Raw genomic sequence first — 14430 nt, 5'->3', positions numbered from 1 at the left:
AGGCCCGTTTGTTCACCAAGGCGCCGTCACCACGACGACGACATGTTCGCAGCCTTCACATGGCCGAGATGCCGTCACCGCTTTCCACTGAAAACAAAGACATCGCGGTTTGATCGATGTCAGCGGTGAAAGTTGTGCCGGCTGCGGCAGCGCCGGTTCTGGAGTTATTCCTCCGCAAGTTCGCGAGACAATTTGATAAACCTGAACATGCTTTATCAGACAATCTGTTGACAGACAATCTTCAGTCGCGCAGCCTCGTGTCGTCATTGATGATTCGATGCTTCCATCGGAAGCGGATCCCGATTGATGAAGCTTCTTCACCGCCTATGGACAAGGATGGACCACAATGGACAGGCTGTTGTCCCGTTTCCGGCTACAGACAAAAGTAATCATTTTCGTACTGCCTTTCATAATCAGTATTTGCGCGGTGGGGTTTTTGGGGCACTACGCCGCGGGTCTCCTACAAAGCCGCCTGGAAACCTCAAGCCAGGTGATGCAGGTGCTCTCGGGTTTCCGTGACGTCTCCGCCTCGATGAGAGAGTTTCTCGACGAGGCGTCGGAAGAAAGGCGCGATCGCGTGAAGGCTGACCTGCTCGCGCAGCAATCGCATCTGCAGGCTTTGGTGACGAATGCCGGAGCTACGGCGGAAAGCGAAGGCCTCCAGTCGGCAAACGCGATTATGCTGGACGTGGTGAACAATTTTGGTTCCCTCTGGAGCATCCATGAAAGCGAAGAGAAACTGATAAGCTCGATCGCCAATCATTCTGAATCGCTGGTTTGGTCGCAGAATGAAATGCTCAGGCTAGCAGACGAGTTAAGGAAGTCCGGCGAGCAGTCCGAGGGCATCGCCAAATCGATGTTGCGCGATGCCGACAGGGTGACAGGCTATGCAACCTTCTTCCTTGATCTTGCCGCGGGCTACCAATCCGCCGGAACGACCGAGCTGAAACTCAAATATTTGGGCGGCAAAGTGGGCGAGTTGCGTCGGAGCGCCCGAAATCTGCGGGCTTCCTTGCCATCGGACGCCACAAAACTGTCGAGCTCGGTCGATGGCGCGGTGAAAAGCGTAACACAACTTCTGTCGCAGGGCGCTTCATCGGACAACACCGTAGGCCTCGACACCGCAATGTCCGCGTTCAAGGAAATCTCCGTCGCGATTAACGCGGTAGCGAACCAGCAAACAAAGAAAGCAATCGTCGAGTTCGCAGGTCTCGACCAACATTTGGCGAAGATCAGCAGCGCCTTGGACGGCAGCCGAAGACTTTCGGACTCCAGCTATCTCATCAGGATAAACCTTGCGCGCTTCATAGCCGACCCTACCGAACAAAACCGTGCGCAGCTCGTCCAGAACTTTGACAGAACGAAGAAGGAGATATTGGACATCTGGAGTGCCGCTTCCGACCTCGACCTTTTCAAGGCAGTCCAGAATACGGTGCCGCCGGCGGTAGAGGGTATGACGCAGGACAGTGCGAAGCTCGTCGAGATCTCGGAAGTGAGGCGTGCGCAATATAGGCAAACGACAGACCAGTTGAACACCATATGGGGCCACCTCACGACGTTTGCCGACGCCCAGCGCGCAAGAGCCATTGAAGAGACGGCTTACGCGAATGGCATTGGCCTCATCACGACATTTGCTGGCGTCCTCGTCGCACTTCTCGCTGGCTTCGGGATGATTGCGACTTTCAAAAAACCTGTCGTCCAGTTGACCGACGACATGCGGCGTTTGGCGGAAGGGGACCTTGACATTGAGATCGGCGGTTCTGAGCGCGCTGATGAGCTCGGAGAAATGGCCCGGGCGCTCTGTGTCTTCAGGAAGAATGCCGCGAGGAAGATCGAGATCGAGAACGACGCGGATCGTCAACGATCGGCTTCCGAAGCTGAACGTCGGCACAACGAGGCGGAGAAAGCCGAGATCGACAAACAGATCGGCGACGCCGTCGACAGTCTTGCCGCTGGGCTGGAGAGGTTATCCAACGGTGATGTTTCGAGCACGATCGATCAACCGTTCTCCGGGCGGCTGGAACAATTGCGACGGGACTTCAACAATTCGTTGCTGCGTTTGCAGGCGACGATGTCGGAACTTCGCGGCAACATCGTGCTCATTCGGCAAAATGCAGACAACCTCAGCAGTGGCGCCGATGATCTCTCCCGCCGCAGCGAGCGTCAAGCCGCGTCGTTGGAGGAGACCGCGGCCGCTGTTCATCAACTCACCGCGACGGTGCGTTCCTCGACAGAGCAGGCACAAGCCGCAGCCCAGCTGGTAAAAGAAACCAAGCAGGCCGCGGATGCGTCTGCTTCAGTGGTCACGAACGCGGTTGACGCTATGGGACGAATAGAAGCGGCTTCCGGGCGCATTTCGCAAATCATCGGCGTCATCGACGAGATTGCCTTCCAGACCAATCTCCTGGCACTCAATGCCGGTGTCGAGGCCGCGAGAGCTGGAGAAGCGGGGCAGGGCTTCGCTGTCGTGGCCCAGGAAGTCAGGGAACTTGCCCAGCGGTCGGCTCTAGCCGCCCAGGAAATCAAGGAACTCATAGCAAGATCAAGCGAGGAAGTCGCCTCGGGATCGCGATTGGTGAACGAGGCGGGCAAGGTGCTGATTGCGATATCGTCGAATGTTGCCGGAATTTCCGAAAGGGTTGAGCTTATCGCTGCGGCGAGCAGGGACCAGGCGGCTTCGCTTATCGAAGTGAACCAGGCCGTTGGCGAGATCGATGACAGCACCCAGCGAAACGCTGCCATCGCCGAGCAAGCCCACGCCGCCACCCAGGAACTCACAAAAGAGACCCAGCGGCTGATGCAGCAGATCGAACAGTTCAACATCGGCAGGCCAAGGGGTCACGTGCTTTCGATCGTTTCCTGACTTCGTAGACAATCACCACTATTGTGTTGACAGATTTTCATACAATCTGTCAAATAGTGCAGCCAATCTGGGAGGATAAGCGGCGTGCTCAATGACCAAGCGCATCAGACTAAGTTGCCCTATTTCTATCCGTTCAAGTTCGGAAGCGGCGAAATAACGGTACTTTCGGACGGACCGTTGGAATTGGGCGACCCACGGGAGAATTTCCTCGGGGTCGACGCAGCCACGGTGACGGAAATGCTCGACAGGAACTTCCTGTCCAGTTCGTCGGTGACCCTCGAGCAGAACATCCCGCTGGTCAAAATCAACGGAAAGACCATCCTGTTCGACACCGGGATGGGGACGTCGAAGATTTTCGGGCCGACGACCGGTCGCCTGCTGAAGAGCATGCAGGAGGCAGGGATCGACACTTTGGAAGTCGATGCCGTGGTGTTGTCCCACGCACACATCGACCACACCGGCGGACTTTGCGATCAGGACGGCAAGCTTAATTTTCCCAACGCGGAGATCTTCATAAGCGAAAGCGACTTCGATGACTGGACCGACGGAGGCAAGCTTGATGACGCTTTCAAGGCCCAGGTGGAAAATGCCCGGAGGAACCTTCTTCCACACCGTGATCGGATAACTCATTTCGTGGACGGTCAGGAGTTTCTGCCGGGCGTGCAGGCAGTGCACGCTCCAGGCCACACCTTGGGCCACTTCTGCTTCCTCATGCAGTCGGGCAACGATCGGCTCTGCTTCCTCGGCGATCTGACCCATCATCATATCCTGCTGATGGAACGCCCGTGGATGGAGTTCAAGTACGACACCGATCCCAAGCTCTCGGCGCGGTCGCGCACACGGGTGCTGGATATGCTCGCGACAGACCGCATACCAGTGATGTCCTATCACTTTGCGTGGCCCGGGCTCGGCAACGTCGCCCGGGAGGGGGAAGGCTTCCGCTACGTACCCGCCGCCATGCAGATGCTCTCGAGATAGGAATACGCGACAATGCAGATGAAATCAGTCATTCTCCGAGAGTCAGGGCTTCCCAAGCCGTATGCAAGTTCGCGGCCTCTCAGTGTCGAGACCGTCGACCTGGCGCCTCCGGGCAATCTTGAGGTCCTGGTCAAAATCAAGGCCGCTGGTGTGTGCCACTCCGACCTGTCGGCGATAAATGGCGACCGCCCCCGTCCATTGCCTGTCGCGTTGGGGCATGAAGCGTCCGGCATTGTCGAAGAAATCGGACCCGGTGTGGATACAGTGAAGGTTGGCGATCACGTCGTGATGTCGTTCCTGCCCATCTGCGGACACTGCGATTACTGCGCGGGAGGACGCGCAAGCCTCTGTGAGCCGGGCTATCGCGCAAACGCCGCCGGGACATTGTTGAACGGTAGCAAGCATATCCGTCTTCGGGGCTACGATATCAACCATCACAGCGTCGTATCGGCGTTTTCGGAATACGCGGTCGTGTCGGCGCACTCGGTCGTCAAGATCACCAAAGACGTGGACGTCACCATGGCGGCCTTGTTCGGATGCGCCGTGATGACAGGCGTCGGTGCCGTCGTAAATACATGTGGCGTGAAGCCGGGGCAGTCGGTCGCCGTCATCGGCCTGGGAGGCGTGGGGTTGTCGGCCGTCCTCGGAGCGGTGGCTAGCGGGGCAAGCGAGATCGTCGCCATCGATTTGATGCCGGAGAAGCTTGAGTTGGCTAAGGCGCTGGGCGCGACGCGTACCTTCCTGGCAACCACGCCTGATGTCATCGGCGAGGTCAAGGAAGCGACCCGCGGGGGAGTGGACTACGCCATCGAGATGGCAGGGTCGAGCAAAGCGTTCGAAACCGCGTATGGCATTACGCGGCGCGGCGGCACGACGGCCACAGCGGGTCTGGCGAACGTGAACACCAAATTCGAGATCTCGCCGCTTCCTCTTGTCGGGGAAGAACGCGTCATCAAAGGCAGCTACATGGGGTCCTGCGTACCTTCGCGCGATGTTCCCCGCTATATCGACCTGTTCCTCAAGGGTAGGTTGCCCGTGGAGAGACTGTTGTCCAGCACTGGCCCGCTTGAGGAAATCAACGAGGCCTTCGACCGGTTAGACCGTGGCGAGGTGATCCGGCATCTGCTGGTTCCTTGAGCCTGCGGAAGGAGCGAGAATTTGACCGACTGGAAAGTCCTGGCGATACATTACGGCACTGCGGTTCGGCCCGTTGGCGAACTCGGCCTGGAAGCAGGAGATCCCCACGACGCCCCGGGCAGGATCGAGTATTTCGTTTGGTTGATCCGCCATGGTGAACGTCTGATCCTGGTTGACACCGGGTTTAGCCCGCAGGAGGCTGAAAGGCGCGGGAGGACCATGTTGATCCATCCGGTCGAGGCGCTTCGCCAGCTCGGGATTTCCGCATCGTCCATTACCGACGTCGTCATCACGCATCTTCACTATGATCACGCGGGAAACCTTGCGGACTTCCCCGAAGCCCGGTTCCACTTGCAGGATCGGGAGATGGCCTACGGTACAGGACGATGCATGTGCCATGATCGTCTTCGGCGTCCCTTTGCAGTGGACGCCGTAGTCGATGCGGTCCGCCTGACGTTTTCCGGCAGGGTGTGCTTCCACGACGGGAACGGCGAGATTATGGAGGGGCTCACTATCCATCTCGTCGGCGGTCATTCTAGGGGCCTTCAGGTCGTGAGGCTGGACGATGGCAATGACGTCGTCGTTATCGCATCGGACGCACTCCATTTTCAACGCTATCTGGAGCATGACGACGTCTTTCCGCTTTTCGCCGATTACGCCGATGTACTGGAGGGATACCGAACTCTCCGTGAGCTTTCAGGACCGTCCGGAGTACTCGTTCCAGGCCACGATCCCGCAGTCCTGACGAGTTTCCCATCGCTGTCACCGGATCTCGCATTTGCAAAGGTTCTACGGTAATGGGGACGCATGGAATGTCCGGTAAGAGGCCAGGCTAGGGTGTTCTTCGCTTTCGTCAGACAATCGGGTTGTCTCATCGGGATAACCCACCATATAGTACCATGACTTGCGCGGCCGGTTCCGGCCTTGGTAAAACGGACTTTTGGATCCCATGGGTGATATGGATTTACAGATTGCACGGCAGAGTGCCACTTTGCGCACTCAGGTAGAAGATAAACTGCGGCAGGCGATATCCAGCGGCCGTTTCAAGCCGGGTCAGCGCCTCGTTGAGCGAGAACTCTGCGAGTCGATCGGTGTCGGACGAACATCAATCCGCGAGGCGCTTCGACAACTCGAGGCCGAGGGCCTCATTACCAGCTATCCGCACCGCGGCCCCGTCGTCAGCACTATCACTTACGAAGAAGCCGCTCAGCTTTACAGCGTCAGGGCTTTGCTCGAGAGCTATGCTGGAAAGGAATTCGCTGAAAACGGAACCGCCCAGGATATCCATACACTCAATGAGGCGGTTACTGAGTTTGCGGAAGCCGCGGCAAACGGCGGCGGTAGCAGGCTCATCAAGGCGAAAACCGCGTTTTACGACTGCCTGATGCAAGGGAGCGGAAACGTCTTCGTCAAGCAAATGCTGACATCGCTCCACAATCGGGTGACGCTCCTGCGCATGACGTCGATGACGCAGCCGGGGCGCTTGAACCACAGTGTGGAAGAGATAAAGGAGATCGCTGCGGCCATTACCGACCGAAACGGACCGAAAGCCGCCGCAGCCTGCAAGTACCACATCGATATGGCGGCCAAAGTCGCGTTGGACTACCTGCGTAAAACCTCTGAAAACGACGGCGATTGAAGAAGCGGCATTAGCCGGTATTGACAGATTGTCTGATAATCTGCTTATTCGAAGTCATGGCGCTGCCGACGCGTGCGGCCTGGCGCTCGTTCGAACAGGGAGGTTGCTTTGGGCATTTTTAATGAATTGCGGTCCCGCATGTCGGAGGCTCTTGGGGATCAGGAATTGCCCCGGCTCACTCCGGACCTGACGATAAAGATCGCCTTCTACGTCGGCGATCAGGTGATCGCCCTCGATTTCGCTGAAGGCGGCGCGGAGATCTCGGGGGAAAGCAGTGACCCCCAGGTGACAGTGAGGGCCACCACGGACGCCTGGGATCAGGTTCTGATGACGCCGCCGCCGGCTACCTTTCACTCCTTCACGGCGTTGCAGCTTGCAAACCCTCTCTTCGAGATCGCCGGCTCACCGCTCGACCTCGCGAAAGCACGCCCGGCTCTCGAACGGGTGTTCGAGCTCGTCGTCACGTCCCCCGAGATGAAAGCGGAGCGTGCGCAACGCGACCTGCGTCAAATTCGGGGGCAGTATGCCGTCGTCAATATCGATGACGTCCCCCATGAAATATATTACGAAGAAGCAGGTGAGGGGGTGCCGGTCCTGTTTCTTCACACCGCCGGAGCAGATAGCCGCCAATTCATGCCTCAGCTGGCGGACACCGAGCTTGCGAAAAGCTACAGGCTGATCGCGGTTGACCTACCATTCCACGGTCGGTCCATGCCGCCGCTGACGTGGGACGGAGCACTCTACAAGCTCACGGCATCGCTCTACCTGAAATGGTGCACGGCCATTCTCGAACAGGTGGTTCGCGAAAAGGCGATTGTCGCGGGTGGGTCCATGGGCGCGGCAATGTCGCTGGTTCTCGCGGCGGAACGGCCGGAGCATATCCTCGGGATCGTGGCGATCGAGCCACCTTTCCGCTCCAAGGGACGACGGAACTCCTACCAGCACAACGTAAACGTACACGGCTCACTTCATAACTCGGCATATGTCAGAGGGATCATGAGCCCACTGAGCCCCGCGGGGGAGCGCAGGAGGTCAAGCTGGATCTATTCGCAGGGAGCACCCGGAGTTTACCCAGGCGATCTTTCCTTCTACAGCGACGAGTTCGACGGAGCAGTGACAGCTCCCCGCATTGACCCGTCACGCACCCCGGTGGCGCTGCTCTCGGGCGACTATGACTACTCAGCCACGCCGGCCGACGGTGCCAAGCTCGCCGAACTTATTCCGGGATGCCTCCACCTCGTTATGGGCGGACTAGGTCACTTTCCAATGTGTGAACACCCGAACTTCTTCCGGAGCTATCTTGTCAAAGGGCTCGATTTCGTACGGCAAGCCGCTCGCTAAGCGGTTGGATTGACTCTGGTCGCCCGGTGCAGCCGCCGGGCGATCGCATGCGAAAGCGGGCGGGCGCATACCGAGGCTTTGCAATTGGCGTCTCAGGGCCGGCATCGCAGGCGGCATCCCTCACGCGCTCCCGAGAAGTTCCGGTGTGGAATTGGGAAAATTCCCGCTATCTGGGGGAAGGATCAGGCGCGGCGATGCGCCTATAAAGCGCCGTAGCGACGTCTCATCGCAGGGTCTTGATCACGCAGCTTTGCGCGTGATCTCTATCTTTCCCCACCGCGGGTCTCTGTGTTTCCGACACGTAGTACCACAGTAAAAATGCCTCCCGTGGTCAAGTAGGAGGCACCCGCCAGCACCTATGTGCTTCAGCGCACCAAGTGGTTCCCGATCGACGATCCTCCGTCGACTGTGAGAATGCTTCCGGTCGCAAACCGCGAGCGGTCCGAAGCGAGAAAGAGCATCGCCTCGGCGATCTCTTCCGGGTTGCCCATCCGGTGCAAGGCTGCACGGGCGTTGAAGTCTTCCCGCAGGGCTTGTGGGTCCGCCGCTTCCGCAAAAATCTTGGTGAAATAGGGCGAGTCGATCGTCCCGGGGGCGACAGCGTTGACGCGGATCCCGTCTTTTGCGTGGTCCAGTGCCATGGCTCTCGTGAGTGCCGAGATCGCGCCTTTCGACGCTACGTAGGCCGTGCGGTTGGCGATGGCTGACACGGCGGTGTATGAGGTCGTGTTAATAATCGATCCGTTGCCCTGTTCCGCCATAATCGGAACCACGTATTTCGAGCAGAGGAAGATCCCCTTCACATTCACCGCCATGATCCGGTCCCAGTCGGATTCGGCGATGGTGGTGACGTTTCCCGTCATTCCGAACCCCGCGTTGTTGACGAGAACGTCAATACGCCCCCATTTTTCCTTAACTGACCTGACCAACGCCTCGACTTCGGCGGAGGAAGACACATCGGCTTTTAGCGCGATCGCATCCGTCCCAATTTCTCGGGCGACGTCTCGTGCTGCATCGATGTTGACGTCGACGACGCCAACCTTAGCGCCCTGGCGCGCAAACAGTTCAGCTGTTGCGCGCCCGATCCCGCTGCCAGCCCCGGTCACCACACAGACTTTCGATTCCAGATCCATAATCGTCTCCTCTTTCAGTGCCCCGAGAAAACATTTTCGCAGACAATCTGTCAATGACCAATAAAACGTGTTGACAGATTGTCTGCCAATCTGCTTATCTTGGGTCACGAATGACTTGGGGGAGGTAACCATGGCTGGTGCTGAAATAGCAGCGCAAGCGGCGTTCAAGACCGCTTTACGCCGGTTCACATCGACAATTTGCCTGATCACAACGGAATGGGAAGGTGCCCGTTACGGCATGGCTGCAACCGCCGTCCAGTCGGTGACGGCTGACCCGCCGACCCTCCTGGTTTGCATCAACCAATCGGCTTCGATCAGCGGCCCGCTCAAGCTGGCGGGGAAATTCGCAGTCAACATGCTGCATCTTAGCCATGCGCCTTTGGTTCCGCTGTTCAGTGGAAAACTGAAGGGAGAGGAGAGGTTCGCTCACGGTGAGTGGATCGGGGCTGGCGGAGTTCCCGTCCTCGGCGACGCCCAGGCCGCATTCGTTTGCAGCCTCAACTCCGCAGTCTCCGTTGGCACCCATGACGTCGTTCTCGGGGAAGTCATCGAGGCCCGGTTTATCGAGAATATTGCCCCGCTCCTCTACGAGGACGGGAAATTGGTTAGATCGGCAGCGCTGATCGATGCTGCCGCCTGAAACGTTTGGCCGAGCATTCGGCCTATGACATCCACCAAATGCCTTTCGGCCGATAATGAGGAGTTTGATCCGTGACTATTGCCACCGATATGAAATCGCAAGTGAATGGGCGTCCCGTCAGTGAACGGTTCGAAAAGGGTCTGCAGACCCGTCGGGAGGTTCTCGGCGGTGCATATGTGGACGCTTCGGTAAACAAGGCGACCGAGTTCAACTGGCCGATGCAGGAGCTTGTCACCGAGTATTGCTGGAACGAGATCTGGAACAGGCCCGGCCTCGACCGCCGTTCGCGCAGCCTTCTCAATCTTGGCATGATTTCCGCCCTTAACCGCCCCCACGAGTTGAAGCTGCACGTTCGCGGCGCGATCAATAACGGCCTCAGCAAGGACGAGCTTCGCGAAGTTTTCCTTCAGGTCGCGATCTATTGCGGCGTGCCCGCGGCGATCGACAGCTTCCGCGTCGCGCAGGAAGTCTTCGAGGACATGGGTATCTAATCGGTGCCCGGCTTTCGGGCCGGGAACAGACTAACTCTGTGGAGGAGACTTCAATATGACGACCAGCGATGATTTCCGCGCCGCCGGAAACCCGATGTTTAACGGCAACAAGCTGAAGCTTGGCGTATTCGGAACGAATTGTTCCAGCGCTTGCGCCATCACCACCGCGGAATCAACGTTCGAACCGAGCTTCGAACACAATGTCGAAATTGCCAAAAAGCTCGAAGCGGCCGGCTGGGAATGCATGGTGCCGATCGCCCGATGGCGCGGTTTCGGCGGGCCGACGAACTTCAACGGCGTGAACATGGACACGTTCACGTGGGCCGCGGCCCTGGCTGCCGTGACCACGAAGCTGCAGTTTTTCTCGACGACGCATATCCCGACCCTGAACCCGATCGTCGCGACGAAGATGGCGACAACGATCGACAATATTTCGAAGGGCCGATACGGCCTGAACCTGGTGACGGGTTGGTTTACCCCGGAAATGGAGATGTTCGGCGTTCCGATGATGGAACACGACACCCGCTACGAATATGCCACGGAATGGATGGAAATCGTCGAATCTCTGTGGACGAAGAACGGCGTCACCTTTGACGGCCAGTTCCTCAAGGTGAAAGACGCGTTCAGCGAGCCGAAGCCCTACAACAAGGAGACGGGTCGCCCGGTCCTCATCTGCGCCGGTTCGTCGGGCAAGGGCCTGCACTTCACAGCCAAGTTCTGCGACTTCAACTTCGGCTTCATGCAGGACATGGAATCGGGCGCAGCCTGGGTGAAGAAGGTGAAGGAGCTGGCTCGCGAGGAATACAAGCGCGAACTCGGAACCTTCACCGCGTGCCCGGTCGTCGTTCGCGAGACCGAAAAGGAAGCCCGGGATTACTACGACTACTACGTGAACCAGAAGGGCGATTGGGAAGCCTGCGAAAACATCTGCGAGGTTCTTCAGGTTCAGTCACAGAACCACTCGGCAGAGATGTACCAGAAGTTCAAGGAGCGCTTTATCGCTGGCTGGGGCGGCTACCCGATCGTCGGAACGCCGGAACAGGTCGCCGACAAGCTCGTCGGATTGAGCAACACGGGCGTCGACGGCGCGCTTCTCACAATGGTCGACTACAACGAAGAGTTGCCGTTCTTCAACGACCGCGTCATGCCCCTGCTGAGACAGGCTGGCCTCAGGAACTGACCGTTCGGCGGGCGGCGCAAGCCGCCCGCCACCAATCCGAAATCGAAACACGTTTCACCAATTCCGTGGCTCGACGCCAACGGCGTCAACTGCTGTAGCGGATGCACAGAGGGGAGGAGACCCTACACATGCTAAAGAAGGTTTACACCGCATTGAGCGTGATCACCGGGCTAGGCCTGATGACCACCGCCGCATTCGCGGACGGCTTAGACTCGCTACCACCGGACCAGAAGCAGCTTTACGAGCTCGTGGACCCGGCAATTCCCCTCGGTGGTACGCCGCTCAAGGATTTTGTGGCGAAGCGGCCGCCGCCATGGAAAATCGGCTACGCATCCACTTATGCAGGCAACACGTGGCGTGCCCAGATCCTCACTGAATTGAACGAGGTTCTGCTTCCGAAATACAAGGAGGCTGGACTGGTATCTGAGCTTGTCGTCACGCAGTCCGACCTGAAGGACGCGACGCAAATCCAGCAGATGCGCCAGATGGTCGACGACGGCGTCGATGCTATCATCATCTGCTGCTCGAACGTGACGGCCATCAACCAGACCATCGAATACGCGCACTCCAAGGGCGTTCCGGTGTTCTCGTTCTCGGGTTACGTGACATCGCCCTACGCGATCAATGCGACCGAAAACAACACCCAGGGCGGTTATACGGCCGCGAAATGGCTGGCGGAGGAAATCGGCGGCAAGGGCAACGTGCTGACGGTTTCGGGCATCCCGGGCTTCGCATCATCCGACAGCTTCAATGTCGGTGCCAAGAAGGCGTTCGACGAGTACAAGGACATCACCGTCGTGGGCGATGTCGCCGGCAAGTGGACCGATCAGGTCGCCCAGGTCGAAGTCCAGAAATTCCTCGCGACCAACCCTACCGAAATCGCTGGTATCCTCGTCCAGTCGGCCTCGGAAAACGGTGTCGTCAACGCGGTCCAGCAGTCCGGGCGCGACATGATGCCAATCGTCCTCGGCGGCGAGGCGTCGGCGGCGTGCTACTGGCGCAACAATCCCGACTTCATCAGCCAGAGCTTCCATTTCTGGCCGCCGCGGGCTGACGCCCGCCTGGTGTGGGACGTGATGATGAGGACGCTCCAAGGCCAGGGGCCGAAGATCCAGTCGATCCTGCGACCGGCTCTTCCCTACACGATCGACGATGTGAAGGAAGCAATTCCGGAAGATTGCGATCCGAACTCCACGGCGTGGATCGAGCCCAAGGGCGATGCATGGTGGCCCGCGGACGTAGCAGCACAGTACTTCGAGCGCCCGGAAGATCCGCTGGCCTGGCGGCCGAAGAAGTAATCGACGACCTCCCAAGTTGTCCCGCGACCTCCGCGCCGGCTTCATCCGTCGGCGCGGAGGACCCACGATAAGGAACCAGAAGTTGGAATTCCACAAGATACAGCGTTTGCCCCCCTACGTCTTCGACCAGGTGAACCGTCTCAAGTCCAGCGCGCGCGCGGCCGGAGTCGACATCATCGATCTTGGAATGGGCAATCCCGATCTTCCCACGCCAAGCTGGGTTGTGGACAAGCTATGCGAAGCGGTGCAGCATCCGCGCACGCACCGCTATTCGGCTTCCAAGGGCATTATCGGGCTTCGCCGCGCCAAGGCTGCGTATTACGCCCGCCGGTTTAATGTGAAGCTTGATCCGGATACCCAGGTTGTTGCGACGCTCGGGTCCAAGGAGGGTTTTGCGAACATGGCACAGGCCATAACCGCCCCCGGGGATGTCATTCTCTGTCCGAACCCTTCCTATCCGATTCATACGTTCGGATTTCTCATGGCAGGGGGCGTGATAAGGTCGGTACCGGTCGAGCCGGATGAGACCTTCTTCCAAGCTCTCGAAATGGCGGTGCGGCATTCGGTACCGAAGCCTCTGGCGCTCATCATAAGCTACCCGTCAAACCCCACCGCTCGCGTCGCGACGCTCGATTTCTATAAGGACGTCATCGCCTTCGCGAAGAAGCACGATCTCATCGTTCTGTCGGATATCGCCTACGCTGAAATCTACTTCGACGGTCCCCCGCCGCCGTCTGTTCTCGAAGTCCCCGGCGCGATCGACGTGGCCGTCGAATTCTCCTCGATGTCGAAGACATTCTCGATGCCCGGTTGGCGCGTTGGGTTTGCGGTGGGTAACGAACGGCTCATCCGAGCGTTGACGCGCGTGAAATCGTACCTGGACTACGGAGCATTTACGCCGATACAGGTCGCCGCCGCCCATGCCCTAAACTCGGACGGGGAGGACGCCGCGCGGGCAAGAGACATCTACAGGACGCGCAGAGATACACTGGTGAAGACCTTTGCCGATGCCGGCTTCGACGTTCCAGCTCCTGCGGCGACGATGTTCGCATGGGCGAAGATACCCCCGCATTTCCGACACCTTGGCTCGCTGGAGTTTTCGAAGCTCGTGCTCGAGAAGGCACAGGTCGCGATTTCGCCTGGCATCGGTTTCGGCGAGATGGGTGACGAATACGTACGGCTGGCTTTCGTGGAGAACGAAGACAGAATCCGGCAGGCTGCACGGAACCTGAAGCGGTGGCTTTCTGCGAGCGCGCGACAGCCACAACTCGATAAAGCGATGAAAGGATTTTGAAGATGCCGATCCTCGGATCTTGCCAATGTAAAGCGGTCCAGTACGAAGTGTCGGAACTGGATGGCCCGATGTGGAACTGCTTCTGCCAGACGTGCAGAAAGTCCCATGCGGCCGATCATAACACTGCCGCCAAGGTGAAGAGTGAGAACTTCAAGCTGACTTCCGGCGAGGACGTCCTTCACAGCTTTGAGTCGACCCCTGGGAAACTGAGGTGGTTCTGCTCACGGTGTGGTTCGCACGTTTATGCCGAACGGCCTGCCAACCCGGAGATGAAGGTGCTGCGGGCAGGCACTTTTGACACTGATCCTGGTTCGGTTCCTGGGTCAAACGTCTGGGTGTCCCATGCCAGGCCGTGGCTTGCTCACGACCCCGCGAAGGAAAACTTCGAAGAGTTCCCGTGATCTCCACGGTTGCGCGCGCCAGGGGCCCATCGACC

13 protein-coding genes are annotated in these 14430 nt (G+C 58.6%); 12 read left to right on the top strand and 1 reads right to left on the bottom strand.

The annotated features are described in order from the left end of the window. Positions 1 to 346 precede the first annotated feature (346 nt). The 6 genes from ACZ9DP_RS00690 (at position 347) to ACZ9DP_RS00665 (ending at position 7958) form a co-directional block, all read left to right on the top strand. Positions 347 to 2863, top strand: coding sequence for a methyl-accepting chemotaxis protein (locus ACZ9DP_RS00690; protein ID WP_476199703.1), 2517 nt, complete (start codon positions 347 to 349; stop codon positions 2861 to 2863). A gap of 84 nt (positions 2864 to 2947) precedes the next feature. After that, entirely contained in the window at positions 2948 to 3841 is an 894-nt protein-coding gene (locus ACZ9DP_RS00685; RefSeq protein WP_097607831.1) for an MBL fold metallo-hydrolase, read from the top strand. Positions 3842 to 3853: 12 nt separating this feature from the next. Continuing rightward, positions 3854 to 4978: a zinc-dependent alcohol dehydrogenase family protein gene (locus tag ACZ9DP_RS00680; protein ID WP_476199701.1), complete on the top strand. Its 1125-nt coding sequence runs from the start codon at positions 3854 to 3856 to the stop codon at positions 4976 to 4978. Between the two features lie 21 nt (positions 4979 to 4999). Beyond that, positions 5000 to 5776 (top strand): N-acyl homoserine lactonase family protein, encoded by a 777-nt coding sequence (locus ACZ9DP_RS00675; protein WP_097607829.1) that lies wholly within the window; start codon positions 5000 to 5002, stop codon positions 5774 to 5776. Between the two features lie 151 nt (positions 5777 to 5927). Beyond that, positions 5928 to 6617, top strand: a complete 690-nt coding sequence (locus ACZ9DP_RS00670) for a GntR family transcriptional regulator (RefSeq protein WP_168318606.1) — start codon at positions 5928 to 5930, stop codon at positions 6615 to 6617. A gap of 108 nt (positions 6618 to 6725) precedes the next feature. Then, positions 6726 to 7958 carry an alpha/beta fold hydrolase gene (locus ACZ9DP_RS00665; RefSeq protein WP_476199699.1) on the top strand — a complete coding sequence of 411 codons (1233 nt, stop codon included), beginning with the start codon at positions 6726 to 6728 and terminating at the stop codon, positions 7956 to 7958. A gap of 365 nt (positions 7959 to 8323) precedes the next feature. Here ACZ9DP_RS00665 and ACZ9DP_RS00660 read toward each other — a convergent pair whose 3' ends face one another. Further along, the gene (locus ACZ9DP_RS00660) at positions 8324 to 9091 is read right to left on the bottom strand and encodes an SDR family oxidoreductase (protein WP_004130089.1); all 768 of its coding nucleotides are present in this window, start codon (positions 9089 to 9091) and stop codon (positions 8324 to 8326) included. A gap of 130 nt (positions 9092 to 9221) precedes the next feature. On the opposite strand from ACZ9DP_RS00660, the gene ACZ9DP_RS00655 reads away from it, so the two are divergent. From ACZ9DP_RS00655 to ACZ9DP_RS00630, 6 genes are all read left to right on the top strand, one after another. Next, a complete protein-coding gene (locus ACZ9DP_RS00655; RefSeq protein WP_013984728.1) occupies positions 9222 to 9731 on the top strand; it encodes a flavin reductase family protein in 510 nt (169 codons plus the stop codon). Positions 9732 to 9820: 89 nt separating this feature from the next. Next, on the top strand, positions 9821 to 10222 hold the full coding sequence (locus tag ACZ9DP_RS00650) for a carboxymuconolactone decarboxylase family protein (protein WP_018328914.1): 402 nt from the start codon (positions 9821 to 9823) through the stop codon (positions 10220 to 10222). A gap of 55 nt (positions 10223 to 10277) precedes the next feature. Then, positions 10278 to 11402 carry an LLM class flavin-dependent oxidoreductase gene (locus tag ACZ9DP_RS00645; RefSeq protein WP_097607827.1) on the top strand — a complete coding sequence of 375 codons (1125 nt, stop codon included), beginning with the start codon at positions 10278 to 10280 and terminating at the stop codon, positions 11400 to 11402. A 128-nt stretch (positions 11403 to 11530) separates the two neighbouring features. Further along, positions 11531 to 12700, top strand: a complete 1170-nt coding sequence (locus tag ACZ9DP_RS00640) for an ABC transporter substrate-binding protein (protein WP_013984725.1) — start codon at positions 11531 to 11533, stop codon at positions 12698 to 12700. Between the two features lie 43 nt (positions 12701 to 12743). Beyond that, positions 12744 to 13994: an LL-diaminopimelate aminotransferase gene (locus ACZ9DP_RS00635; protein ID WP_245275958.1), complete on the top strand. Its 1251-nt coding sequence runs from the start codon at positions 12744 to 12746 to the stop codon at positions 13992 to 13994. Between the two features lie 2 nt (positions 13995 to 13996). Beyond that, positions 13997 to 14395 (top strand): GFA family protein, encoded by a 399-nt coding sequence (locus tag ACZ9DP_RS00630; RefSeq protein WP_168318604.1) that lies wholly within the window; start codon positions 13997 to 13999, stop codon positions 14393 to 14395. Positions 14396 to 14430 lie beyond the last annotated feature (35 nt).

This window comes from Rhizobium sp. USDA 4016 (assembly GCF_056279705.1).
Note: the sequence above shows the minus strand (reverse complement) of the source record. Positions and strands in the feature narration are given on the sequence as shown.